This is a genomic window from Microcystis sp. M31BS1, assembly GCF_020245285.1.
Classification (GTDB): domain Bacteria; phylum Cyanobacteriota; class Cyanobacteriia; order Cyanobacteriales; family Microcystaceae; genus Microcystis; species Microcystis panniformis.
In genome coordinates, this window is the sequence record NZ_JADBVE010000169.1 from 1 (window position 1) to 26117 (window position 26117).

Annotated in this window: 18 protein-coding genes and 1 pseudogene; 9 read left to right on the plus strand and 10 right to left on the minus strand. The window is 40.6% G+C overall.

Features of this window, described 5'->3' with window-relative positions:
* The first annotated feature begins 496 nt into the window (after positions 1-496).
* Positions 497-1594 carry a patatin-like phospholipase family protein gene (locus IM509_RS09705; protein ID WP_072923420.1) on the plus strand — a complete coding sequence of 366 codons (1098 nt, stop codon included), beginning with the start codon at positions 497-499 and terminating at the stop codon, positions 1592-1594.
* Between the two features lie 173 nt (positions 1595-1767).
* Here IM509_RS09705 and IM509_RS09710 read toward each other — a convergent pair whose 3' ends face one another.
* The 3 genes from IM509_RS09710 to IM509_RS09720 are packed head-to-tail and all read right to left on the minus strand — an operon-like array spanning position 1768 to position 3647.
* Positions 1768-2286 carry a TolB family protein gene (locus IM509_RS09710; protein ID WP_052277710.1) on the minus strand — a complete coding sequence of 173 codons (519 nt, stop codon included), beginning with the start codon at positions 2284-2286 and terminating at the stop codon, positions 1768-1770.
* The gene (locus IM509_RS09715; RefSeq protein ID WP_052277709.1) at positions 2283-2819 is read right to left on the minus strand and encodes a TolB family protein; all 537 of its coding nucleotides are present in this window, start codon (positions 2817-2819) and stop codon (positions 2283-2285) included. The genes IM509_RS09710 and IM509_RS09715 overlap by 4 nt, the downstream gene beginning before the upstream one ends.
* Before the next feature lie 12 nt (positions 2820-2831).
* Complete coding sequence (locus IM509_RS09720) at positions 2832-3647, minus strand: Ycf66 family protein (protein ID WP_052277708.1); 816 nt, start codon at positions 3645-3647, stop codon at positions 2832-2834.
* Positions 3648-4549: 902 nt separating this feature from the next.
* Between IM509_RS09720 and IM509_RS09725 the strand changes: the two genes are divergently transcribed.
* The 8 genes and pseudogenes from IM509_RS09725 to IM509_RS09760 all read left to right on the plus strand — a co-directional run.
* The gene (locus tag IM509_RS09725; protein ID WP_185237622.1) at positions 4550-6241 is read left to right on the plus strand and encodes an iron uptake porin; all 1692 of its coding nucleotides are present in this window, start codon (positions 4550-4552) and stop codon (positions 6239-6241) included.
* Between the two features lie 156 nt (positions 6242-6397).
* On the plus strand, positions 6398-8173 hold the full coding sequence (pyk, locus tag IM509_RS09730; RefSeq protein ID WP_185237623.1) for a pyruvate kinase: 1776 nt from the start codon (positions 6398-6400) through the stop codon (positions 8171-8173).
* Between the two features lie 209 nt (positions 8174-8382).
* Complete coding sequence (gene cpcE, locus IM509_RS09735) at positions 8383-9195, plus strand: C-phycocyanin alpha-cysteine-84 phycocyanobilin lyase subunit CpcE (RefSeq protein WP_185237621.1); 813 nt, start codon at positions 8383-8385, stop codon at positions 9193-9195.
* Positions 9196-9249: 54 nt separating this feature from the next.
* Positions 9250-9681: a DUF29 domain-containing protein gene (locus IM509_RS09740; protein ID WP_185237620.1), complete on the plus strand. Its 432-nt coding sequence runs from the start codon at positions 9250-9252 to the stop codon at positions 9679-9681.
* A gap of 141 nt (positions 9682-9822) precedes the next feature.
* A complete protein-coding gene (gene cpcF / locus IM509_RS09745; RefSeq protein WP_185237619.1) occupies positions 9823-10446 on the plus strand; it encodes a C-phycocyanin alpha-cysteine-84 phycocyanobilin lyase subunit CpcF in 624 nt (207 codons plus the stop codon).
* A 63-nt stretch (positions 10447-10509) separates the two neighbouring features.
* Positions 10510-11283, plus strand: coding sequence for an ABC transporter permease (locus IM509_RS09750; RefSeq protein WP_002774827.1), 774 nt, complete (start codon positions 10510-10512; stop codon positions 11281-11283).
* Positions 11284-11428: 145 nt separating this feature from the next.
* Positions 11429-12322, plus strand: a complete 894-nt coding sequence (locus IM509_RS09755) for an ABC transporter ATP-binding protein (RefSeq protein ID WP_185237618.1) — start codon at positions 11429-11431, stop codon at positions 12320-12322.
* Positions 12323-12462: 140 nt separating this feature from the next.
* A pseudogene (locus IM509_RS09760) lies at positions 12463-12643 on the plus strand (DUF4277 domain-containing protein); the annotation flags it as partial.
* A 506-nt stretch (positions 12644-13149) separates the two neighbouring features.
* Here the strand turns inward: IM509_RS09760 and IM509_RS09765 are convergent.
* The 7 genes from IM509_RS09765 to IM509_RS09795 all read right to left on the minus strand — a co-directional run bounded on the left by IM509_RS09765 (position 13150) and on the right by IM509_RS09795 (position 26069).
* The gene (locus IM509_RS09765) at positions 13150-13899 is read right to left on the minus strand and encodes a PEP-CTERM sorting domain-containing protein (RefSeq protein ID WP_185237617.1); all 750 of its coding nucleotides are present in this window, start codon (positions 13897-13899) and stop codon (positions 13150-13152) included.
* Positions 13900-14099: 200 nt separating this feature from the next.
* Positions 14100-15377 carry an NAD(P)/FAD-dependent oxidoreductase gene (locus IM509_RS09770; RefSeq protein ID WP_185237616.1) on the minus strand — a complete coding sequence of 426 codons (1278 nt, stop codon included), beginning with the start codon at positions 15375-15377 and terminating at the stop codon, positions 14100-14102.
* Positions 15378-15441: 64 nt separating this feature from the next.
* Positions 15442-16617, minus strand: a complete 1176-nt coding sequence (locus tag IM509_RS09775; RefSeq protein ID WP_185237615.1) for an MFS transporter — start codon at positions 16615-16617, stop codon at positions 15442-15444.
* A 35-nt stretch (positions 16618-16652) separates the two neighbouring features.
* A complete protein-coding gene (locus tag IM509_RS09780) occupies positions 16653-18227 on the minus strand; it encodes a PfaD family polyunsaturated fatty acid/polyketide biosynthesis protein (protein WP_185237614.1) in 1575 nt (524 codons plus the stop codon).
* Between the two features lie 145 nt (positions 18228-18372).
* A complete protein-coding gene (locus IM509_RS09785; protein ID WP_185237613.1) occupies positions 18373-23376 on the minus strand; it encodes a short-chain dehydrogenase in 5004 nt (1667 codons plus the stop codon).
* Positions 23377-23421: 45 nt separating this feature from the next.
* Entirely contained in the window at positions 23422-25179 is a 1758-nt protein-coding gene (locus IM509_RS09790) for an SDR family NAD(P)-dependent oxidoreductase (protein ID WP_072923415.1), read from the minus strand.
* A 170-nt stretch (positions 25180-25349) separates the two neighbouring features.
* Entirely contained in the window at positions 25350-26069 is a 720-nt protein-coding gene (locus IM509_RS09795) for a Rossmann-fold NAD(P)-binding domain-containing protein (RefSeq protein WP_052277693.1), read from the minus strand.
* Positions 26070-26117: the final 48 nt, after the last annotated feature.

A 26117-nucleotide genomic window follows, 5' to 3' on the forward strand; every position in this document is an offset into this window, starting at 1 on the left:
ATCAGTTATCAGTTATCAGTTATCAGTTATCAGTTATCAGTTATCAGTTATCAGTTATCAGTTATCAGTTATCAGTTATCAGTTATCAGTTATCAGTTATCAGTTATCAGTTATCAGTTATCAGTTATCAGTTATCCGATTAATTAGCCATTGTTCTAGTTATTATCACCTTGTTCTGGCTGATGGCTTCAGCTAATTACCTAGAAAATTCCCTTGAAACCCTGTTCTTTTCTAGAAGTGATAGCAACATCTCCCGAGCCGCTCTATGAAAATCAGAAAATTTTCTATATTTTTGCATCCGATTCTAAGTTTTCAATTAACCTTAAATTAAAGCCCTAAGTAGGTGGGTGGAATTAAATATAAGATGAACGTAGGTTGGGTTGAAGCATGAAACCCAACGCCCGCATAGTTTACGCTACCGCTAACCCATCCTACAAATAATTGTGCCTCCCTACTTAGGACTTAGATAGAAGCCATTCAGGAGATAAGGATATTTATGAAAGCCAAAATCGCGATCGCTTGTCAGGGAGGCGGCAGTCAAACTGCTTTTACTGCCGGTGCATTAAAAGCATTATTTGACAATAAAGTGCAAGATTACTTTAATATTGTCAGTCTCAGTGGTACTTCTGGCGGTGCTATCTGTGCATTTTTCACCTGGTATGCTCTCAAAAAAGGTGATAGCGTCGTTTGGAAAAGAATGATTGATTTTTGGGAAGATAATAGCGCTCGAACTCCCCAAGAACAACTATTTAATGACTCAGCTATTAAAGCTCTAGAATTGGCCAGCAAAGGATTAATTCCCCAGTATAATCTCAGTCCTTCCTCTCCGATTACTAAAACCTTATTTTCTATAGCTACCTATGGTTTACGCAGTCGCTTTACCAACTTTGATCAGTTACTAAGAGCGCATATTGACTTCTCGGAATTAGCCACTTGGGGAGCTAAACCAGAACCACCAATTTTATTAATGGGGGCCTGTAATATCCTGACAGGAAAATTAAGTAAATTTAACTCGCGCCAGGAAGCAGTTAAAATTGAACATATCCTAGCTTCTGCTTGTGTTCCTAACATTTTTCCTGCTGTCACCATTGAAACTATGGCCTACTGGGATGGACTATTTTCTGATAATCCCCCCATCCGTTCTTTAATTCGCCGTGAATTTGTTGGAATCGAAAATATTCCCGATGAAATTTGGGTAATTAAAATTAATCCCACCTCCAGAGATAAGATCCCCGTGCAATCCGATGATATTGCTGATCGCCGTAATGAATTAGAAGGCAATGTTTCCCTATTTCAAGGTCTCGATCAGATTGACTTTCTCAATCAATTATTTCTCAAAGGAGCCTTTAAAGAGGAATTTTTGAGCGAGATCGGATTAACAGAACCATTAAAAATTCCTAAATCTTTCCCAGAAGATCTCGATCAGAATTATCATATTCCTATGATCGAAATGTCGGCGAAATTAGCCAATAGTCTCAACTATGAAAGTAAACTCGATCGCTCTCCTGCCAATATCCAGCGTCTGATTGCTGACGGGGAAAAACAGGGAAAACAATTTCTAGAACATCGACTAAAAGCTATGGGTTTAAGATAATTTTTGATGGCTCAAAAACGGCAAAAATAAGGATTAAATGGCATAAAATCTGTCAATAGACCATTTAATTGATTATTATGCATTCTTAATTCTCCTGACTACGGACTACTGGCTACTGGCTACTGACTCCTAACCCTAACAACAATTTTTTATTTTTATAAGAGGTCTAATGATCACTGATTTTCATTGACTAATACCCGTCCGGATAGATCGTAAATCATAATATCCCATTGCCCATTTTTTGCCGCTTCAAAAGCCACTTTAGAACCATCGGCACTGATGATCGGATTGCGTACTTCTGCGAGGAGATCGGGAGCAATTTCCCTTCTCTGTTCAGTTTGTCGATCGTACAGATAAATAGTCGTTTTTCCCTGACGACTAGCAGTAAAAACGATATAACGACCATCTTCACTAATGGAAGGACTAGAAGCGATCTGATCGAGAGAATTTAGGCCAGGTAAAGGCAGTAAACGGCGATCAATAGCATCAAAAAGATAGATAGCTTGGGAACCATTGCGATCGGAAGCAAAAACGAGATAGCGAGAGGCAAGATAGGGAGTTAATTCACTAGCAGCACTATTTAAACTTCTCCCCCCTCGATCGAAAGGAAAAGACAATAAACTGGGATAACCCGCACATCCAGTTAACAAACTAATTACAGCAACAAGACTAATAAAAAAATGACGTTTCACGGTTTGGGACTTTCAACGGGACTGCCATCGGCAATATCTAACTCGATATTCGGACCGCGATCGAGAACCTCCACATCCCATTGTCCCCGACGAGCGGACTCAAAGACAAGATAACGACCATCGGGACTAAGACGGGGATTTCGCAACCAACCGCGATAATTTTGACTCAATAACTCAGAGCGATCGGTAATGCGATCATATAAAGCGATGACGGGACGACCTTCAATAATCACCACATAAGCCAGATAACGCCCCGTTTGGCTTAAACTAGGGCTATCGGTAATTTCTTGACCCGTATATAGTCCCCCTAAGGCCTGGTATTGTTTTGTCTGCAAATCATACAGCAGTATCTGATTACTACCGCGACGATTAGACAGCAAAGCCAGCCAACGACCATCACCGCTCAGGGCAGGTTTTTCGTCATTATAGCGACTATTGAGGGTTCCTGTAGATAAACCGGGGTTATTGAGATTACAACCGCCTATAACCCCTAAAAACAAGCAGATAAACAGGAAAAAGGGAGCTTTGGTCATTGGACCTACTCCTTAATAATCAAACCTAGTCGGATGATCATTACTCGACTCCCGTTCACTATTATCCGGTCTCTGCCAATCTTCTCGATCGCTCGTATCGCTAGGATCGATCGGTTGATAATCGACGTATTCCCCTTTAAATGGCGGATCATCCTCAATTATTGGGCGAGTACGACGTTTTTGGCTAGTGCGGGGTGGTTTACTGCTCGTCTCTTCACTAGCGGGACGACGACGGGGACGGGAACTGGTTTCTTCCCAATCATCACCGCTACGGCGCTGATCATAAACATCTCGATCGCTAGTGGGGGAACTATTGCGGGGACGACGATTAGCGGTTTTGCGACTGCCGGTATCGGCCGGCCGACGGGTGCGGGTGCTGCGGGGTTCCTCCTCCTGATAACTAGAAGTGCGGGAAGATCGGGGATCATCGTAACCGCGTAAACGGGGATTATCTTCGTAACGTTCCTCCGGTTCGTAGGTGTCGAGGGGTTCCAATTCGGCCCGATATTCCCGACTCACAGGACGTTCATCCACAAAAGACGTGCCGCGGCGGGCCTGTTCCGTGGTTAAACCCCGCAATTTTACCGTCTCGAAGGCAAAAAACACCGCTGCCCCAGTCAGCAAAAATTGTCCGAATTGCAAAATCGGATCCAGTCGCCACCCTTGAAAAAGTAGAATTAAACCGCACAGTAAACCAACGGCGGCAAAAAATATATCATGATCCCTGGAAAGTTCTGGCCGCACCGAGCGCAGGAAGTATAACCCGGCTCCGGCCACTGCCAGAAAAATTCCCAAGATACTGGCCGAATTCAGCCCAAAATTGACCATCTTTATCTCCCTTCTCGGTGCTTAAATTCAAGAATCGAGTCTTTATCTATAGCGGTGAGCTATTAGCCGTCAGCTTTCAGCAGCAATCTTGCTGTTTTTAACTTCTAGAGTCGAGCTATATTCTAACCCCATCTATCATCCTCGATTCTAACTTACTCGATCGAGCCTAGTTTAAACAACTAAGTAGCTGGTTACAATTAAATTGAAGATAGATTTTGTCTTTGATCCCCCCTGCCCCCCTTGATAAGGGGGGTGCCGATAGGCGGGGGGATCTGACAGTTTTTAACACCTACCTACTTATTTTTAGGGAGGTGGGGAGATTTTATCAGTGATCAGTGAACAGTAATCAGCTACTGAAGGCAAGAGGCAACAGGCAAGAGGCAAAAGACAGAATCTGACAATTCTTCTACCCAAAAAGAAGGTTAGAAACTAAGCACATCAAAGCTTTTAGCTTAACTAATTAGGTCTTAGATTCGTCCCTCGTGAACTGAAAACTCACATCTGATCACTGATAACTGATCACTGATAACTGAAAAGGCTGAGATTTTAATAAAATCTTTAGGTTTTGCCTATTGACAGGATTGACTAAATGTGCTAGAAGGGTTTCGGGCATTTTAACCTGATTTCTTGATCACTTTTTAGCGATCGCTATCGTTGGGAAGTTAATCGCCAAAAGTCTGAAACGACCAATTTTTATCGATGCACATCATGGTTAATTTGTCAAGTGCGTAGGTTCTAATTTTAATAAGAGCAGACAGAAATTTTTCTGTCATATCATAAAATTAACTTAACCCAGCCAAGGGGGAATTAGCATAGAATATCAGTATAATTCAGGCTAAATATATAGTCTGTTTGTATTCATAGTCCATTCAATCCATAGAGTAAGGTGTGAGGATTGACCCATGTCAAAACTATTCAAGAATTTAGTCAAGGTAACTCCTTTAGTATTAGGGGCTTCCGTGGCGGCGGCTGGCAGCGCAGTGGCTCAAACTATGCCGGGGACACCTCAACTGAAAATTGATCCGGCTGCGCAACAACAACTCGATCGCATTCAACGCGCCCAAAGTAGTCAGCAGATTAATACGGGTGTCTATCAAGGTTCCATGTCCCAGGTGACTAGCGTTAACCAACTGCGGGACGTATCTCCCACCGCTTGGGCCTACGAGGCATTAAGAAGTCTTGTGGAACGTTACGGTTGTATCGTTGGTTATCCCGACCGTACCTTCCGCGGTGATCGCGCCACCACTCGTTGGGAATTTGCCGCAGGTTTAAACGCTTGTTTAAACGTCATGGAACGTTTAATTCAAGATGGCGTGGGTGTACTCAGAGAAGATATCGATAAATTAAAACGTCTTGTTCAAGAATTTGAAACCGAACTAGCGGCTTTAGGAGCTAGAGTGGATAACCTTGAACAGCGCGTTGCTTTCTTGGAAAACAATCAATTTTCCACCACCACCAAACTCAGAGGTGAGGTGATATTCAGTATCGCCGATAGCTGGGGTGGTCAAGCTTCCATTAGAAATACCGACGGTACGGTGACTGAGGGCAGCAATCAAGATGAAACTCAAACAGTATTTAATAATCGGGTTCGTCTCAACTTTGAAACCAGTTTCACCGGTAAAGATTTGTTAAGAACCCGTTTACAAGCAGGTAACTTTAACAATACCTTCAACCAAAACGGTCCGACGAGAACCAACATGACCCGTCTAGCATACGATGATGGTCGTGACAACGATGTCACCATCGATGACTTGTTCTACCGCGCTCCCATCGGTACTCCCTTCGGTAACATCACCGTTTGGGTTGGTGCTAACCAGTTAAACCTAGATGACGTTTTTATTACGGCTAACCCCTTCCTCGCCGATAGCGGTACAGGTGCTTTATCTCGCGGTCAACGCTACAATAACATCGTTTTCCGTGGTCCTTCCGGTGTTGGTGCGGCGGTCAGATTTAATATCGGGGATGTTTTCCAAGTCACAGGAACCTACCTAGCTGAGGGTGGGACTAATGGTGCCAGCAATCCTAACCCGGGTAGCGGTTTATTTAACGGTTCCTACAGTGCGGGTGCTCAGGTTGGTTTCTCCTTCATCAAATTTGCCGATATTAACTTCGTCTATGTTCGCAGTTATCAAACTGCGGCTAGTATGAGTTCTGGTTTATTCGGTAACGTCAGCAGCCCTCTGACTGAGCGTCCCTTCGGTAACGTTGCTACTGTAGCTGACCGTTTCGGTCTTCAAGCGAGCGCCCAGGTTATCCCGGGAGTCTTAAATCTAGGGGCATGGGGGGGTTATGCCAATGCCTCGGCCACTGGTGTTAATAATGCGATCGGAGACAATAACACTGGTATCTGGTCTTGGAACCTTAATCTTTCCGTCCTCGACCTCTTTGCCGAAGGTGCGGCCTTCTCTTTAGGTGGTGGTCAAGTACCCCGTTCCGATAAAGAAAGCAGCACCTCTTACATGGTAGAAGCTCAGTATAAGTTCCCAGTCACCAAAAACATCCTGATTACCCCCGGTGCCTATGCGGTCTTCAACGCTAACAACGATGGTAACTCCATTGTGGTCGGTGTCATCCGGACAACTTTCCGTTTCTAAGCTAAGTTGATTGATTAAACAATCTAAAACGGTGGGATTTGTAGATCTCACCGTTTTTTTACTTTTAACTTTTCACTGGATATAACCATTTATGAGAAGATGAGCGAAGCGTACCAAACGCTGCTATATTTACTTCGCCCATTTAGTTGCTTATCTATGCACTCTCTGTCTTTCCCCCGTCGCACTAAAATTGTGGCCACGATTGGCCCAGCCTCGCAAAATAAGGAAACATTACGTCAGATGATCAAGGCGGGGGCGACGACATTTAGATTAAACTTTTCCCATGGCGATCACGATTACCATCGTCACAGCATTAACTTGATCCGTCAGTTAGCCTTTGAACTCAATCAACCGATTGGCATCCTTCAGGATCTACAGGGACCAAAAATTCGTTTAGGTAAATTTGCCTGTGGGTCGATTACCCTGAAACCGGGGGAACATTTTATCCTTACTTCTAGGGATGTGGAATGTAATCAGGAAATCAGTTCCATTAGCTATCCCTCGCTGGCCCAAGAAGTCCCAGAAGGTTCGAGAATTCTCCTCGATGATGGTAAAGTCGAAATGCGGGTGGAATCGGTGGATCGTTTGAAAGGTGATCTTTCCTGTCGCGTAGTGGTTGGGGGTGTCTTATCCAGTAATAAAGGGGTAAATTTTCCCAACGTCTATCTGTCGGTGAAAGCTTTAACCGATAAGGACAAAAAAGATTTAATGTTCGGACTGCTGTGGGATGTGGATTGGATCGCCCTTAGTTTTGTGCGTAATCCCCAAGATATCCTCGAAATTAAAGAATTAATCGCCAGTGCGGGTAAATCTATCCCCGTAATCGCTAAAATTGAAAAACACGAAGCGATCGAGGAAATGGAGGCAATTTTATCCCTCTGTGATGGTGTTATGGTGGCTAGGGGAGATTTAGGAGTAGAATTACCCGCCGAAGACGTGCCAATCCTGCAAAAACGCCTGATTAACACCGCTAATCAGCTAGGTATCCCGATTATTACCGCCACTCAAATGCTTGACAGTATGGCCAGTAATCCTCGTCCCACCCGCGCCGAGGTTTCGGACGTGGCTAATGCGATTTTAGATGGCACTGATGCGGTCATGCTTTCCAATGAAACGGCTGTGGGTCATTATCCCATCGAAGCGGTGGCAACCATGGCCCGCATTGCCGAAAGGATCGAACGGGAACAGATCAATAGTGCCGCTCGCTCTAACAATAAACAATCGATTCCTAACGCTATTTCCTCGGCAGTTAGTCAAATTGCCGAACAATTGGGGGCAGCGGCAATTATTACCCTGACAAAAACCGGCTCTACTGCCCGTAATGTCTCCCGATTTCGCCCAAAAACCCCGATTTTAGCCGTTACTCCCCATCGAGAAGTGGCACAGCAGTTACAGCTAGTTTGGGGCGTAAAACCGATGTTATTGCTCGATTTGCCCTCCACTAGCCAAACTTTTCAAGTGGCGATGAATCTTGCCCAGGAAAATAACCTCCTAGCGGATGGTGATTTAGTGGTGATGACGGCGGGAACTCTGCAAGGGGTGGCCGGTTCCACGGATTTAATTAAAGTGGAAGTGGTAAAATCCCTTTTGGGCAAGGGTACGGGTATCGGCCAGGGTGTAGCCAGTGGCCGGGCGCGAGTGGCCCATAATGCCCGAGAAGTGGGTAGTTTTAGTAACGGGGAGATTTTAGTCGTTCCCATCACCAGCGCCGAATATGTGGATATGATGCGGAAAGCTGGCGGAATTATCACCGAAGATACCGCGATGAATAATCACGCCGCTACTATCGGTTTAAAATTGGGTATTCCTGTGATTGTCGGGGTTAAAGATGCCACGAAAATTATCCGCGAAGGGGTGATCATTAGTCTCGATGCTCAACGGGGTTTAATTTATTCTGGTATTGGCAAGGGTGCGGCAACTATGAAAAACTGAGTCAGGAGTCAGTATTTTCCGAGTTAGGAGTCAGGAGACAGGAGGCAGGAGACAGGAGACAGGAGGCAGCTTTTATTTATTACTGGACTTCCCCACACCCCACTTCCCCACTTCCCCACTTCCCCACTTCCCCACTTCCCCACTTCCCCACTTCCCCACTTCCCCACTTCCCCACTTCCCCAACACCCCACACCCATTTTCACTTGTCTATGAGCGATTCTTACTCTCCTCCCGTCGATAATCCGGCCTATACCGTTGAACAAGCGATCGCTAATATCCAGCAAAGAGAAGACCTAGGCGCGCGTTATTATGCTGCTTGGTGGTTGGGTAGATTTCGTGTTCGTCAACCGGAGGCGATTTCGGCCTTAATTGCCGCTTTAGAGGACGAAAGCGATCGCACTCCCGACGGCGGTTATCCCCTGCGACGCAATGCCGCCAGTGCTTTAGGGAAATTAGATGATCTCAGTTGTGTTCCCGCTTTGATTGCCTGTCTCGAATGCGAGGATTATTATGTGCGTGAATCGGCGGCCCAAGCATTGGAAATGCTTCAGGATCGAAGCGCGATCGCACCTTTAAAGAAACTATTAGAGGGTGGCATCGAAGTGGCTGTTTTAGTGGCGGGAAAACCCCATTTAGTCCAACCCTACGAAGCGATTATCGAAGCCTTGGGAACCCTGCAAGCGACGGAAGCGATTCCCCTCATCGAACCGTTTTTAACCCATTTCGTCGAAAAAGTGCGTTATGCGGCTGCCCGCGCCCTCTATCAACTCACGGCTAACCCCCACTATGGCGATATTCTGATTAATGCCTTGCAAGGGGAAGAATTACAGCTGCGTCGTTCTGCTTTAATGGATTTGGGCGCTACGGGTTATCTGCCGGCCGCCCCTGCGATCGCTAATACTCTGGCGGAAAATAGTCTGAAACTGGTTGCTCTCAAGGAACTTTTAGAAAACCATCTAAAAACTAATTCTAGGGGCGAAAATATCTCCGAAATTCTCACTTTAATGGATAGTTTATTGTAATTAATAATTGGTTATTTTTTATCTAAATTCAAACTCATAAAATCCAGAGGTTTTATGCTAATTCAAACCGATTATATCGGCTGGCTAAACGAGACAATCACTCTGTTAAAACAAAAAAACTTTGATAAAGTTGACTGGGAAAACTTGCTCGAGGAGATAGAAAGTTTGGGCAGACGTCAAAAACGTGAACTCCGCAACCGGTTAACCACCATCTTAGAACAATGCCTCAAACTTTGCTATACTGATTACGTTGAGGATTATCGAGGTTGGCAAGAAACTATTAGGCGCAGTCAACGGGAACTAGAAGAACTTTTGATCGATTCTCCTAGTTTAAAACCCTACTGGGATCAAGTATTTTTAGATTGCTATGCCACGGCTTTAAAAAGCTTGCGAGATAACCCCGATTATCAATCCTTTAACTTTCCGGATGATTGTCCTTTTCCCCAAGAAATTAGTCAGATTTTACAGAAAAAAGTTTGGCGATAAAATTATCTTTAAGAGTTTGTTGGTGGGGTTAGGAGATAAGAATTAGTCGTCAGGAGATTATTTTTATTTATTCTTCCCACTTCATAATTTATAATTCATAATTCATAATTCCCAACCCCTCATCCCCTCTACTAATAACCAATGCTTCCCACCGTTGAAACTTTAATTATTGCCGTCGAAAAAGCCGACTCAGCTAATGACTTACTAACCGCCGTGGAAAACCTAGCTGCCGCCAAAAGTGAGGCGGCAATACCTACCCTCACCGATGTCCTGAGATATAATAACCCCGGTGCCTCCGTCGCAGCCGTGGATGGTTTAATCGCCATCGGCAAAGCGGCGGTTCCCTATTTACTGGCCAATCTAGACGGTTATAATTATGGGGCAAGAGCTTGGGCAACCCGCGCCCTAGCGGGAATTGGCGATGTGCGAGGATTGGACTTATTACTTGAGGCGGCGGTGAGTGATTTTTCCTTTAGTGTGCGGCGAGGGGCGGCTAGAGGCTTAGGAAATATAATTTGGTCTGATTTGGAGGAAAGTCGGGTTTCTGAGGCTCAAAAAGCAGTTTTTGCGGCACTGGAGAAACTTTTGCAAGGGGATCCAGAGTGGGTGGTTAGATATGCGGCGATCGTCGGATTGGAGGGATTAGGAACTGCGGCGGCGGCATTTCGCAGGGCGATTCGGGAACTTTTAGCACAGATTGGGGAGACAGAAGCGGAAATAGTGGTAAGATTGCGTGCCGATCAAGCTCTGGAACACTTACAATAAGCCTAAGTCACAAAGTAGAAAAACTCATTTCTCTACAGGGAGAAACAATTACACTAACATTCTATGAAATATTGGCAGGAAATTTTAGCGATCGCTCAACGAATTTTAGTGGAATTAATCCGGCGCGGGCGTAGCTTAATTCTCTGGGGCATTTTCCCGATCCTTGTCCTGCTCTTAAATGGCTATATTATGGCAGAAAAAGGCAAAATTGAGCTTGCTGAGGCAATGGCTCTGGCTACTCCTCCCACCCTCGTCGGGGCGGCACTTTTCTTTAGTTGTTTGGGGGGAACCGTGGCGACGGTAGTAGCAGAAAGGGAACAACAAACGATTAAACGGTTATTTTTATCGCCTTTAAGCGGTGTTTCCTATTTTATCGGCATTTTTCTCGCCCATTGTGTGATTGCTGCCTGTCAGACAGTTTTAGTTTATTCTATTGCTAAACAGTATGGAGCCACTTTTAAAGGCTCAATTCCTCTAGAATTATTAATTATTTTTCTTAGTATCACCGCCTATGTGGGTTTAGGATTTATCCTCGGTACTCAACTGGCGAAAAGAACAGAAGATGTTAATGCTTTGGTGGGAACTTTTGGGGTTCCTTTATTAATTTTAGGCGGCGTTTTTCTTCCGACTGCTTTATTCCCCGACAATATTCTATCTCTGGCTAAATATAACCCGATCTACCACATGAATGAAGCTTTAATTGCTGTTTGGGCAAAGGGCGAAAATCTCCAAGATATTAGCTCTCATTTTCGCTTTCTCTGTCTTTTTGCTCTAGCTATGGTAGCAGGTGGTTGGCTTACCTATCGACAAATGTTAAACCTTGAACGCCGATTGTAAATCAGTGATCAGTTATCAGTTATCAGTTATCAGTGATCAGTTATCAGTTAGAAAAGGCAAGAGTATTTATTGATTTGTCTTCCCATATCTTACACTCCCTAATCCTGCTTCCTGACTTCTGACTATCCTTATTACTTTTTTAAAAATGCTGACTATTAGTAATGTCAAAAAAAATTACGGAAGACGCTTAGTATTAGATCAATTAAACTTTCATATTGAAGCGGGGGAAATTTACGGTTTACTTGGTCCAAATGGTGCGGGAAAAACCACCACTATTAACTTAATTTGTAATTTATTAAAACCCTCATCGGGAGAAATTACCTTTAATTATTTGCCAATTTCGAGAGTTACTAAAGAATTAATTGGGGTTGCCCCACAAGAAAATTTATTGTACAAATCCCTTACTTGTGAGGAAAATCTCAACTTTTTTGCTCAGATTTATGGACTCGATCGCCCCCAGCGTCGTCATCGGATTAAAAGCAGTTTATCCGCAGTAAATTTGCTCGATCGCGCCCGTAGTCCGGTGGAAACTTTAAGCGGTGGAATGCAGCGCCGGATGAATATTGCCGTGGCTATTGTTCATCAGCCAAAATTATTAATTCTCGATGAACCAACTACTGGTTTAGACATCGAATCTCGCTATGAAATTTGGGATTTAATCGGAGAATTACGGCGACAGGGAATGACAATTTTATTAACTACCCACCTCCTCGATGAAGCACAGCGTCTCTGTCAACGTATCGGCATTTTAAAACAAGGTCGTATTATTGCCGAAGGTAATTTAAATCAGCTGCGTCAGCACATTCCTGCTAAGGAAATTATTATCATGGATACCCAGGATCAAGAAGCGGCAATTAATCGAGGGAAACAATTAGGATTTACTCCCAAATTTTACGGTAAAGATTTAGCTTTTTGGTTAGATGAACATCTAGAATTAAGCGAGATTATTCAGGCATTCGATGGCATTAATATTGATTCTATCGCCCGTCAGACCGTACAGTTAGAACATATTTATATGGAAATTATGAATCAATTTTAAACCAGTTTTTGAGAATTCAGGTTGATGATCGGCATTTTTTCGGTAATTTACCTCAATTGAGTTAAATCGCCGTTTTTAACCGTCATATTCTTGGAAAACTGAGGCGAGTGGGCTGTTCGACCATGACTTAATCAACAGAAATTCAAGTTAAAAATCTAGACCATCTAGGATTAGTAGCTGGAATTATAGATGAAATAGGAATCGTTGAAATTATTAACGAACAAGTATCAATGAGTTCCAGGAGAAATTGTCACAGCTGGGCAAGTCGTGAAAGCGATTATCCTGAACGGATTGGGATTTGTCTCCCGAGCCTTGCATTTAGGGTCTGCTGAAAAAGTTTTTCGGTGGGAGTAGGGTGTGGGGTGTGGGGGATAGGGTGTAGGGTTTTACCGATTTTCAGGGGGTCAATTACCTAATTTTCAGGGAAAAAGTGCCTAAAGTTGGCTCTTCTGGTTTCTGTGTGGAAACGAGGTCTATAATGATAGTTTCTTCAGAAAAATAGTCCCAAAAGTCTTTCTCAGTAAACATTTCACGATTCCATAAGCAAAAATTATCACAGAAAGTCGAGAAGAGCCTAAATTTCCCCCCCGATCCCTCCAATGGCTGGCACTTTTTGATTTCAAAAAAGCCTAAAAATATTATCCAACAAGGTTTTTAGATTTATTCAGCCAACCCTATCTAGACATCATCTATATCTAGTTTAAAATGGTAAATTCCTCAGCAAAATGGAGAATCTTTGGCACAATTTGTAGATTCTTTGTTTGTTACTGAGGATTAGATTAAGCAAAAATTACCTCAACTGATTTTAAGTCAATAAAATTAACTACTTATTTTTTTTGATTTTGTCTAATTCCGCCAATAATACCGCCTCCTGGTAACAGAATTAGAGCTAAAATTGATGAGGGTTCAGGAGTTGAAGCAGAGACTAACATCAAAGAACGATCGGCTCTACCATCAATGAATTTTAATCCCGCTACTGACTGAGTAGCCCCTGCATTTACTAACAAGTCACTGAATTCTTGAGAAAAGAATAATTCAATTCCTTCAAGCACGAAAGTCAGAGTATTAAGATCAATATTAGGAATACCTGATGATGCAACATCAAAGACTTGCAAACCTGTATTGGCTGTATCAGTCACAAAAAAATTAAAATCTTCGTCAAAAGAATTGGAAAAATTGCCAATCGTGAATTGTGTTCCTAGTCCATTCAACTTGGTGGTATCTACCTCAAAGGTAAACGTTCCTAAAAACTCTTCTGTTCCGCCCAAGGGAACATAAAGAACAGGGTCATCATCATAGAGGAAAGTATAAGTCGTTCCTCGAACATTGGGGTCAGAATTGGGAGGCAATAAAATAGAACCAATGGAAAAGCCAGGGGCAGGCGTTGCGGTACTTTCAACATTGCTCAGTGTTAATCCAATATTTTCTAAAATAGCTAAAGTATTAGTATTTAGTTCTAGGCTTTCTTTTCCCTCAACTTCTAAATAAACTTGCGGTTCAGCTTGTACCGGAAGAACGGGATTAAGAGCGATTACAGAGGTTAATCCTAATAGAGTTACTAGATGTTTTGAGAGCATTGTCTAAGTCTCCTGTGTCAATTTTTTAGAGTTTGTAGTCAAGAATGTTTTCTCTAACCCAAAGGAGGTTTCAGAAAAGATCAGAATTTTTCAACTTCTTTTAAGGAACTAACAGTTAGCTGTAGTTAAATTTACTCAAAAGAGTCAAGAAAAATACTTGAGTATAGTTGCTGATTATTGATTCTGTATTTTGCAAAACATTATCCTTTTCTCAAAAGTTCAACTAATTCAACTGCACAACCGATGCCACTTTCATGAAAGCCATAGGAATCAATGCCTCGTTTTTTGATGTGAAAATAAGTCCCTGAGAAGTAAATAGGGCCGGTTTCATTGAGTTGATAAATTTGTTTTTGCGCTTCTAGAGTATTCATGTCATAAGCTGGATGTCGATACTTAAGAATGCGGATAATTTTATCTTCATCAACCGCAATGGGAGGGGTATCTAAGGAAACAAAATAATCTTTCTTGGCGGTAAAATTATGTACTTTATTGGCATAATAAGTGACATAAGTATAAAGCTTTCCTTCTTTAGTTACTTGCCCATAATTCCAGGATTGCCATTTACTGCGATCGGGGTTCATAATAACTGGATCAGTGTGAACAGTTACGGCGGTTTCATTATACTTAAAACAGCCTAGTATGTTTTGTTCTAATTCAGTTGGTTCAGCAAGTATTCCTAACGCTTGATCAGCGTGAGTAGCCATAACCACCTTATCATAAACTTCTTCATCTGTGGTCGTTTTTATCGTTACTTTTCCGTCTTCTCTTTTTTTAACGGAAATCACTTCTTGTTCAGTGCGAATGGGTTTCTTTAAAGCATCTTTGACCCTTTCAACATAACGACTGCTTCCCCCTTTAACGGTTTGCCATTCGACCGTTTTTCCCCCTAAACCGTCTTGGTCATGAGTCATAAAAAAGCTGATAAAAGTTGAAGCGGGAAACTCCATTAATAAATCAGTAGGAATTGACCAAACGGCTGATCCCATTAGCATGACAAAGTTATCTCGAAAGGCTTGGCTATAGTTATTTTTATCTAGATATTCTTGCATAGAAATTCTCGTTTTTCCTTCCCAAAAATCAGCCCGTGCTTCTGAGAAAAAACGTTTAGCTTCTTGATAACAAGCGACTAATTCTGAAGGTTGCTGACGAGCGAATTCTTCCATCGGCAGTTCTAGATCTAGGGAATTAAACTGCATTCCAGTATCCAAATTATAAAAATTAAATCCGCCTAAATGATCTTGAGTCTCTGCTCCTAAATCAGCAAAAAATTTCATCAAGTTGGGATAATTAGGTTTATTACAAACCACAAAAGCCGTATCAAAAGAAATCCGTTGACCATCCTCATCCAAATCTAAGGTGTGAGCATGACCGCCGACACGACTACTTTTTTCATAGACATCAACCTCATATTGATCTTGAAGATAATAGGCGATGGGAGAGCCAGAAATACCCGAACCAATGATTGCTAATTTTTCCATGATTTTGTCCTTGAATAAATTGTGAAGTGGCTTAATTAGTGGGGGGAAAATTGAAGAAACTTTCCTAACTATTCTCCGAAGAATGTTGATAGTCAGGAGGATGGGACTTTTGGGACTGACTTAAACTCAGCAAAAATAAGACAAAAATGACTAACATTAATGAGAAGATATACCGAGTTCCCATCATGGTCATGACAATAGCTGATAGAATGGGACCGGCGGTACAACCTGCACTATAAATTGAGGTAAAGACAGCACTCCCGGAGGATAATTCATTAAGGGTAACGGTAGAACCAATCAGGGCTAATGATAAGGGAAAAATGGGACTCATTCCTACCCCAGAGACAAAAGCTAAAAAGGGGGTAATCATGGGATTTTCGATTAAAGATAAGCCAAAAACTGAAACAATTACAATAATTACACTACCGACTAAAACCTTAACTTTACCCATCTTATCGGCTAAATGAGTAATAGGAACGGTTGAAATTAATCCGCCTAAAATAAACAAGCCAAAGATTAAACCCATGCGCTCAATACCATAGTTTTGTTCGAGTAAAAAAAGTGGATAAAGAGAAACTAAGGTGGCAACACTGAAGCCATAAGCAAAAGCTCCTTGTAGGGGAAGTTTGAGCTTTTGAATAATGCTAAAGTTGGGCTTTTGAAACTTAACCGTTTTCTCTGGTAATCCAAAAAAGACAACAACAATTCCACTTAAAATCAAGCCACTTCCTAATAAAAAAGTGATCTTAGGAGAAAGATTATAGGCGACTGCTCCCATAATCGGACCGATACCAAAACCTAAGCTAAAAGCTAAAGCATCTAAACCATTAACCATGGCTCGATTTTGATCATTACAAAAATAGTTAATAGCGGTTTGTCCAGAAATCAGATATAAACAACAGGCCAAACCCATAACACCACGAATGATAAACCAAAAAGATAATTGAGTAGTAAAGGCAAATAGAGGAGCAGTTATTCCCATTAAAAGGAATCCTAACATCATGGTTTTTCTTAATCCAATTTGGCGAAGAATACTAGCCACAATTGGTGTTCCGGCGGCAATGACAAAAAAGTAAAGAGTAGAATTTGCCCCAATAACAATATTGTCGTAACCCTTTTCTTTCATCAGGGTAGAAATAAAGGGGTTAAATAACCCTAGGGAAATTCCCGATAAAAAGGCCACTAAATAAAGGGCGGGAAGTCCAACAGAAAAGGGAGAATTGGCATTTTTAGTCATCATGGGAAAATTCCAGAACAAAGTTCATAAGGCGGTTTTTAAAGAGGCGTGGGACGATAAAAATGATAGGGAGACGGAAGATTAACCCCCTGTAACTTCAGACTTTGCAGACGATAGAGATAAGCTGCACCGCGCATGATGTGAGTTGCTACATCTACCACTTTGCGATTTTCGGAAAATTCTAAATAAGATCCTCGAACCCAATCATTAAATGAACCCATCGCCGGACCACACCAAATTTGATAATCCATAGTTCGTCGCGGTTCTCCACTGGTTGACCAACGAGAAGAAAGCCCTAAATACCAGCGAAAAATTAAAGCCATTTTCCGTTTAGGATTATTATTCGCTCGTTCAATTTGTTCGGGATCTCGCTCTTGAAAATAAGCAAGGGTTTCTTGCCAAACGGCCTCTAATGGTTTTTGGAAAATTTGCTTTTCTATGGTTTGACGAACCTCGGTCGGAATGGCATCAATTCCCTCATAAGTTTGATACAAATCATATAATTTTTGCGCGCGCATGGGGAATAAACTTCCCCGTTTTAAGAGTTGAACTTTCACCCCCATTTCAAACATATCAGCACAAGGGGCCATTACCACATCGGCCATTGCTGCTTGGGCTAATAATTGTTTGGTATGTTCAGATGTTCCCGCTTCAATACAAGCATGATTCACAGAACCTGTGATAATGTAACTTGCTCCCATCATAAAGGCCGCTAAGGCTGATTCTGGGGTACTAATCCCACCAGCCGCCCCCACTCTAATAGAACGCTCATACTGATATTGCTGTTGAATCTCATTGCGTAAGGCAATAATAGAAGGGAGAAGGCAAACCAAAGAACGATTATCTGTGTGACCACCAGAGTCAGCTTCAACGGTTATGTCATCGGCTAAAGGAACTTTTTCAGCTAAAGTTGCTTGTAAGGCTGTAATTTGTCCCTGTTCAACTAAAGCTTTCAGCAGTTTAGGGGGAGCAGGTTTTAAGAATTTCTGAGCAACTTCAGTCCGAGAAATTTTGGCAATGATCTTATTTTGGGTTTCAATATCGCCTTGAGAATTTAGATGTAATCCTGATGCTCGGTAACGGACAATATGGGGGGTTAAATCTAGGTAAGCAGAGGCTTCAACAGTTCTTACCCCATATTTGAGGTAAAGTTCCACTGAACCCCGTTCTAGGGCTTCCTCTGAGGGGCTATGGATTAAATTGAAGGCATATCGTCCATTGGGTAAAGCTTCTTGAATGGTGTGAATGGCTTTTTCAACCCGTTGGGGAACTAACCCGGCTGCCCCAAAACTGGCTAAAAATCCCGCTTTTCCCAGAGAAATCACCAAATCTTCGGAAGCGATACCCCCGGCCATTGCACCCGCCCCATAAGCATAGTCTAAACCATGAAAGTCACAAAAAGCGCGATCGCCTAATTGTTGGGGTGATAGGGCATTAATCATGCTACGGGGCAGTATATCAGCATTAGGTTCGTGAGAAAGTCCTATCTGGTTATTTTTGACATATACATAACAAGGCTGCTCTAAATTGGCTAATTTTTCTCGAATTCCTTCACTATCAAAGGAGATAGATGGTTTAGGGGAGCTAGTAAGAGGGTTATGGCTAGTTAACATGGGGTTTATTTCTCCATTGTTGTTGACTTTAAACTGACGGAAAAGAAAGATGGGTGTTTACTATTCACTGGTAACTGGGGTTATCCCAATTCGATGGTTAATGCACTAACCGAGTAGTCGAGATACACTGGTCTCTGTTAACTGTTCACTCTTCACTGTCTAATAGACACAGGGCGATGTCTTTAATTTCGTAAATTCTTAAGTCTTCTTTCCAAAGACTGGCATCTCCGATAATTGTGATTACATCATCTTCGACTCGAATATCGGAAATATGCACTTCTAAAGACATTAAACGATTTTCGGGTGTAATTTGTCCTCGATATTTCCAGGTGATTTGATGATTAATGGCTTGACCAAAGCGAGGATTTTTGAAAGATTTGCCTAAGTCTAATTGCAGCGCATAAGTTTGCATAGCTTGAAGAATAGACTCAACGCCTAAGGCACCAGGCATCACGGAATCTTGATAGAAATGGAAGGGAAAATACCAATCTTCGGGAGTAATTGATTGGCTGGCATAAATATATCCTTTTTGATACTTACCCCCATCTTGAATTAGGAAAACTTTTTCGATAAAATCAAGATAATTTTGAGAAAGACGATAATGGGGTTTTTCAGGATTTACTGAATAGAAGGTTTGGTGAGTTAAGGAATCTTGTAAATTAATTTCCTGTAGGGTTAAATCGGATAAATTATTCAGTTGATACCAAGGTTTAAGACGTTTTCCACCATCAAGTCCCACTTGATTCGCTAACACGGCTGTGCTAAAGTCTCCAAAGACCATATTTCCCCGATAAAAAGGCTCACCTTCACAAGATAACTCAAACTCAAACTTTTGAATAATTGCCCCTTGAATAGCGGTGGTAGAAAGGAGACGAACTTTATCCGTAATGGTTTTATTACGGAGGTCAATTTCTTTGAGAATTGTTCCCTGTCCATCCAAATTACGAAAATGAAGATCATCTTCTGGGAATAATAAAGTTGCTCCCATATAAACCCCTAAGAAAATACAAGGTTGACCGGCAATTTCAATATAAGTACAGTAGGGCAAAGTGGGATAGGCATTATGGTTATAAAACCAAGCATTTTCTTTGACATCAAATTCGGTAATAATTTCCGATGGTTTTTGCAATTCATGACGTTTACCTTCGATGTCTAATACCCGACTGACTAACTGAAACTCCCCGTTAGGTAAACGAACCGATTGACGATTTTCATAAATGTCAAATTCTGATCCCAAACAGGCAGCCACTGATCCTTTAGCAAAGGTTTTTAATTGGTTTTCATTAAATAAAACCGATGACTGTTTTGATAATTGGGAAATATGGGGTAATGTTCCTGACTCAATGGGTGGGAAAATACTGGGAATGGTGTGTGTTTTTTCTACCAGTTGAACACCAATATTTTTAATAGTAGCAATGGTTTTTCCGCCAAAAATAACATCCACATTAGCCAGAAGATAAGGTTGAGGAGAAAGTCCAATTTCTAACACCTCCATTTGATACATTAAAGTTCCATGTTGGGGAGTCACTTGTCCCCGAAAACGGGCTGCTTGGGTTTGATTAGGAATCACCTGAAAACGAGCATCTTTCCTGTGAGTTTGTAACCCTAACCATAAACAATAAAATTGCACCAGTTGGATACTTCCTTCAATCATTAAATTCCCCGGTAAAGTGGGGTCATTTTTAAAATGACAAGAATAATACCAGTCCTCAGGAGTGATCTGTTTTGCTCCCACTGCTAACCCTAGTCCAGCTATTCCTCCTTGAGGATTTACCATCATCACTTTCTCTAACATTAAGAGTTTTTCTGGGGGTAATCTGAGGGAAGAATTTAAGCCATTTTGTTGATAGTTTTTCCCTAAACAAGCCTCAATATTGCCTTGACTTAGATTAAGAAGTTCTTCTTTTTTAAAGAATGACTTAGAACAAGTTAAAAGAGGAGTAAACTGTTGTCTTTTAATCAAGTTTTTTTCTTTTTCTTCAGCCTCTTTTAGCACAATTCCCTGTCCTTTTTCTAATTCTTCATCAGAAAAGAGTCCAGCACAACCGTCATGAAGTTTCATCCAAACTTGATCCCCAATTAACACCTCTCCTTGGAAGAAAATTAATAAGCTATCATCAGTTTTAACCGAAGAGGTGATCTTAACTCGACACCGTAACAACTTAACATTTTCAGGTTGTTCAAATAAGAAGGTTGCAGATAAATCTAATAAACGGAAAGAGCGTTTTCCTTGATTTTCAAAATCTGTCCCGATATAACTTAATAGCATCAGGAGTCCGTGACCAGCTTCTTTACAAATTCCTACCGTTAATTGACCATCTACTGCATACCAAGCATCTTCTGGTACATCATATTCTGTTTCGATGAAACCTGATTTATAATCACCTAATTTTCCTTCTAATTGAGTCACCCGACTGACGAACAAAAAAGGAGGAGACGGCATTCTGACTCGTTGGGTATAATGATCAATGGGTTCATATTCTTGACCAAAAACCTTAGAGACTTTACCTTCAATAAATTCGAGAATTTCAGGTTGATCAAATAAACAAGGTCTAACGCTTTTAGGATGAGAAGAAATAACGCTTGTTCTTAAATGATCAACTGTAGAAATGGTTGGAACTTGGGAAAGGGTTTGAGTAGAAGAAGCGACTAAAGCAGCGACTTTTTGAGAAGCAGTATTTTCTCGAATAATTGAATTTTGTTGCTCGGTTTGGGGTTCGATATTGGGTTGGGATGCTGTGGTTAACACTGTCTTAAAAATCGCCTCTAAGGTTTCTGCTTCATCTGTTAAATAAAGAGGAGATAAGTCTAGTTCTACCCCATGACTGACTAATTGTGCTAACGTCTTAATAATGGTCGCTAAATCATCAGCACCTCGACGATTAATACACAATGCAAGATGCTCTTTTTGACCAAGAGTTTCCGATATCCAACGAGAACAACTTCCTCCTGATCCTAATTCTAGAAAAATTTTCACCCCGTCTTGATAAGTGCGTTCAATTAAGCGAGGAAAATCTAACATTTGACACATTCCTTGACTTAAATGCTCACCAATTTTCTCTTGTTCTAAGGCCAGAGAATCATAATGAGAAGAGGAATAAAAAATAGTATCAGGTGGTGTTCCTATTGTCACCGTATTTAGCTTAAGAAACTCATTGTATTCTGATTGCATAACTTCACAATGTAAAACCATATCAGAAGGCGAACGAAACCGATCACATTGTAATTTTTCAATCACCCGTAAACAACCTTGAGAATCTCCTGCGATCGCAACTTCTTGAGGGGTATTAATATGGGTTAAATAAACCTTACTTTCTGTTTTTAGACATTCCTGAACTGCTTCAGCTGTAGCCATTAAAACATAACTACTCCATGAATTTTCATCTATCGGTTGACCCCAAGATTCTGCAACGGCTTGTTTAGCTCCCATTAAACGGGTTTTAAATAGGGGAGAAGAATGAACAAATCGACTTCCTTGATCCGCATTTGGCCAGACTCCTAATGAATACATCATGGTACTTTCTCCCATGCTATAACCGAAGGCAGCATCAGGTTTAATTTTAAAATATTTCTGCATAATTTCGGTGAATAAAACCGCAAAACCCGTTCCCGTTTCTAAGAGAGATAAAGGGTTAGCAATGAATTGAGTTTCTAGGGTTTCTAAGTCTTGTTTAGAAAGGGGAGATTGACGGCGAGGATAAAGAGAGTTTGCTTGAAAAAAGGTAGCAGGATCACTAATTAAACTCTCTGCTCTCTCCCATAATTTAGGGAATAATTGAAAAAGATTTCTTCCCATTCCTAAATAGGAGTTAAACGCACCCGGATAAACAAAAGCGACTTGACCCACTTTTCCTAACCGTTTAGGGGTAAAATAACTTCCTTGGGGACTTTTCCACGGCTTTCCTGTGTGAAAGGCTTGATCAATTCCTTTTTTAGCCTGTTTAATTTCCTTTTGCAAAGCTTCTTTGTTATTCCCAACAATTGCTACAACATAAGGAGACTGAGAATTCTGTTGAAACTGAATAAAATTCTCTTTGGCAAGATGGGGTAAGGAGAAACTGTTTTCAATACTATGGGTTAAGTTATCAAGCTGACTTTGTAAAGATGAACTATCATTTCCAGCGAGGGGAAATAGATAAAATGGTGCATAGGGTAAATAGCCATTATTGGGTGTAATTTGAGGAGCTGCTTCCGATAAAATTAAATGACTATAAGTATTGTTTTGAGTGACTAAATTAAGCGCAGCATAGCGTTTTTCTTGTCCTTTTTCAAGAAACCAAGGAAGCGATACATCAGGTAGATAAAAAGGACTATTTTGCCATTCTTGAGTAAGATTAGAAGTTAACAGTTGAGCGGAAACAGGAAGATAACGATTTTTTAAGCAAAGTGCTGTTTTAATTAAGCTAATTAAATCTTCAGTTATCCCTAAGTTATTATTATTCTCTTGGACTATTCCAACTGCACAAGTTAGGTTATTATGATTAGCATAATAAGCTTCTAATAACCCTTGATCTATCTCTCTTGAGGAAACAGCTAAATAACCAATATTTGAGGGGTGAATCTTAGCATTTTTAAATGCTTGCTGACAACTTTGTTTAATCGCAACTGATGGAGAAGATAAGGGGTTAACTATTTTACTAAAGCTATCAATAACCCCGTAAAAAAGCGTATTATTATTGTTTGGGATTGTTTCATAATCTTTGAGTATTAAAGCTCCGCCAATAATAGACTCAGAATTCCTATTAAGCGCACTAATAATAACTGTATCAACTTCTTTGGCAGTTAAGAGAATTTGGGCTAATTCTAGAGACTTTAATAAAGAATCAGATACTTGTGTTAATTGAAAGGTAACCATGGAACAATTCCATAATCTTTCCAATTGATAACTAATATGTTTAAGCTCAGTTTCTTGATTGTTGCTAATATTATTAGCAGTAATTAATGCAACTTTTTTTCCTATCTTATAATTACAATCTTTTAACCCTTGATCAGACATCTTTGATAGGATAGACCAAGAATTATCACTAATCGGTTTGTTAGAATAATCAAGGGAGTTTCCTTGATAAATTAAAGCTGATAGTTGTTGACTGGTTAACAGTTGATTAAAGAAGCCACTTAGTCCAGCGATCGCTAATTTGGAAGGTTTCATAATATCTCCTGTGAAAATGTAAATAGGGTATCAATTGAGAAAAAATTACAAGCAAACAGTATTCGATGAATTCACCGTATTATTAAGAAACAAAACATTAAGACAAGAACTCAAAGTAACCTCCATATTAGTTGCTTCTAAATAAATTTTCCCTTGAGAATTATAAGCAAGTGCATTAGCAATTACCTTAGTATCACTATGTTCATTAATGGATAATTTGATCCAAAATTCTTGATTAAAAGGGAGGGAACTAAACTGCTCAAGCTCATTTAGTTTTAGGGGTAAACTACCGGAATTGTAGTGTTTTCTGACCCAAACTAAAAGACATTGAAACAAGAGATCAGCCGTATAAGAATTAAAGGATTGAACGCTAAACTGTCCTTGATCTTGTGCAGAAATTCGAGGTAAGTAACAGTTAAAAACAAGTTCGTTTTTATTAATTTCTAAGATTTTCTTAATTCCTTGAAATCTGGGCTGATGAAAAAGAACTCCTGCTTGATAGGGTTGTAAATTAAGGAAAGATTCCGTGACAGGCTGAATACTTTCCTCAAGTTTTCTCTCAGCTATTACTTGTTTAGTAATATTAATAATCCCCCGATAATGATAAAGGGGAATTCCTTTAGCGGTTTCACTCCAAATTAAGGCTTCAAATTTAATTTCATCTTCTGTTTTATCAACTTCAGTCAGATCCAAACAATACAAATTAGCTAAACTTTTATCAAAAACAACTCCTTTAAGCACCTGATAGTTATGACAACTTAAAAAATGATATCCTGTATAAAGTTGTTCGCAACTATTAGTGATCCATGCTAAGGCACACATTGCGGGTAAAACTGCATTTCCCCCGATGACATGATCATAAACGAAAGGGTTTCCTCGTAACGTCAACCGACGATATAAACGGTAACTATGCTTTTGCGGTGTAACCAGTTTAGGAGAAGGAGAAATAGGGTTACTCATCACAATAATTTGAGGGGTTTTAGCTTGAGTTTGGGTTAATTCTTCTGCTAACATTTCCGCCCCTGTTTGTTGAGGAATAACCTTAATATTTTGCTGCTCAAACAACTGTTTAAGCTGTGGTGTCACCATTCCCCCATCCCAAGGACCCCACCCAATAGAAACCACATGACATTTAGGATATTTTTGTTGAAGTAAATAAGCATACTTGTTCAAAATTTCGTTAGCTAAAGAATAGTCAGATTGACCGATATTGCCATAAAATGAAACAAAAGAAGAAAATAAGGCAATAAATTTTAATCGGTTAACTTCTAGGGAACCTAATAAACTATTTAACCCATCAATTTTGACACTATAAACCTTATCGAAATCCTGTTCAGTTTTGTTTTCAATTAATTTATCTGCTAACGTTCCCGCACCATGAATAATGCCCGTAATCTCTCCCCAACGTTGAATAATCGGTCTTAAAGTTGCTTTTACTTGCTGTGAATCGGTAACATTAACACTGCAATACTCGGCTTTTCCTCCTACTTTTTCAATCTCTGATAAGGTTTGCTTAATTTCCCGACTTTGACAGAGTTGTTGATACAGTGCTTGAACTTTTTTCGGAGTTGGTTTTTCATTTTGAGTTGCTAAATGTTGCATAATTTGCCTCTTTAACTCAGATTCATCTTGACAAGAAAGACTCCATTCAGGTTCAGGATCTAAAATTTGCGAACGACCTAATAAAATAAATTTACAATGATATTGTTGCGCCAAATAGATAACGCATTGAGCCGTAATTCCTCGGCCACCACCACTGACAATAACCACCGAAGATGAATTAAGTTGAGTATCATTAATCATGGGGAACATACCGTGTTAGTTGATAATTGATAGTTGATAGTTGATATTTAATAGTTAGTATATATTAGCTAAAAATCAGAATTTATACCGTAATTTATTTGAATAAATATAATTCTGTAGGGGCGCAATGCTCGCGCCCAGCTAATTTTATTCTAACTATTAACTTTTCCCTAATTACTGCTCAAAGAAGCTAATTCACAAGTCAAAGTCATTCGACCTTTTGGGGTATAACCCACCTCTTGAATTAAGCTATTAGGATCATGCAATTCAGCTAAAACAATTTGAGCCGTTGTCATTTCATCTAAGTCGGGACTAATATCTAGAGCGCGACAGAAGACCGATTCCCACTCTAGATTTAAGGTTTTCGTTAAGCCAAATAAACCGCCACTAATAGGGCTAAATTCTCGTTTTCCACTGAGACCAAATTCTCCATCTAAACGGGTTAAGCTGAGAAAACAACTGCGTCCTTGACTGGCCGCTTGCGTCAGAGAAGATTTAAGATGTTTGGCTAGTAAAAACACTTGTTTAACAATCGCTTGATCGGTGTTAATTGAAGTCTCTTGATCTTGATTAAACCCCTGAGAGAGAGGATGTAAATGAATAAATGTGCCGATCAGTCCACAAGTTTTAAATATATCTCCCAATTGTGCTTGTAAATGTTCTTCACTTAAATGATTGAGAACAAAATGTCGAACCCCCGCAGGAAGAGAAGAACGCACAGGAATAAGGAATTGAGGGAAACTGAGAACCACAACTTGCCAGCCTTGGTTTAGCAAACTTTGAGCAACTTGGGCAGTAGTAGATGAACCATCATCGGTCACCAAACAGGTTTGATCAGGGGTTGAGGGAAAATCCCAATAATCTGGTGCAGCAAGGGGCTTCAGTTTCATTTGATAACGTCCAATATCACCGTGTTTTCGATGGTTAGACTGGGTAGA

Excerpts from the sequence above, each read along its gene's own strand:
- IM509_RS09750 (WP_002774827.1), top strand. The coding sequence starts at position 10,510 with ATGAAATATTGGCAGGAAATTTTAGCGATCGCTCAACGAATTTTAGTG.
- IM509_RS09755 (WP_185237618.1), top strand. The coding sequence starts at position 11,429 with ATGCTGACTATTAGTAATGTCAAAAAAAATTACGGAAGACGCTTAGTA.
- IM509_RS09790 (WP_072923415.1), bottom strand. The coding sequence starts at position 25,179 with ATGATTAATGATACTCAACTTAATTCATCTTCGGTGGTTATTGTCAGT.
- IM509_RS09740 (WP_185237620.1), top strand. The coding sequence starts at position 9,250 with ATGCTAATTCAAACCGATTATATCGGCTGGCTAAACGAGACAATCACT.
- IM509_RS09785 (WP_185237613.1), bottom strand. The coding sequence starts at position 23,376 with ATGAAACCTTCCAAATTAGCGATCGCTGGACTAAGTGGCTTCTTTAAT.
- pyk (WP_185237623.1), top strand. The coding sequence starts at position 6,398 with ATGCACTCTCTGTCTTTCCCCCGTCGCACTAAAATTGTGGCCACGATT.
- IM509_RS09765 (WP_185237617.1), bottom strand. The coding sequence starts at position 13,899 with ATGCTCTCAAAACATCTAGTAACTCTATTAGGATTAACCTCTGTAATC.
- IM509_RS09715 (WP_052277709.1), bottom strand. The coding sequence starts at position 2,819 with ATGACCAAAGCTCCCTTTTTCCTGTTTATCTGCTTGTTTTTAGGGGTT.
- IM509_RS09795 (WP_052277693.1), bottom strand. The coding sequence starts at position 26,069 with ATGAAACTGAAGCCCCTTGCTGCACCAGATTATTGGGATTTTCCCTCA.
- IM509_RS09770 (WP_185237616.1), bottom strand. The coding sequence starts at position 15,377 with ATGGAAAAATTAGCAATCATTGGTTCGGGTATTTCTGGCTCTCCCATC.
- IM509_RS09720 (WP_052277708.1), bottom strand. The coding sequence starts at position 3,647 with ATGGTCAATTTTGGGCTGAATTCGGCCAGTATCTTGGGAATTTTTCTG.
- cpcF (WP_185237619.1), top strand. The coding sequence starts at position 9,823 with ATGCTTCCCACCGTTGAAACTTTAATTATTGCCGTCGAAAAAGCCGAC.
- cpcE (WP_185237621.1), top strand. The coding sequence starts at position 8,383 with ATGAGCGATTCTTACTCTCCTCCCGTCGATAATCCGGCCTATACCGTT.
- IM509_RS09775 (WP_185237615.1), bottom strand. The coding sequence starts at position 16,617 with ATGATGACTAAAAATGCCAATTCTCCCTTTTCTGTTGGACTTCCCGCC.
- IM509_RS09705 (WP_072923420.1), top strand. The coding sequence starts at position 497 with ATGAAAGCCAAAATCGCGATCGCTTGTCAGGGAGGCGGCAGTCAAACT.
- IM509_RS09780 (WP_185237614.1), bottom strand. The coding sequence starts at position 18,227 with ATGTTAACTAGCCATAACCCTCTTACTAGCTCCCCTAAACCATCTATC.
- IM509_RS09725 (WP_185237622.1), top strand. The coding sequence starts at position 4,550 with ATGTCAAAACTATTCAAGAATTTAGTCAAGGTAACTCCTTTAGTATTA.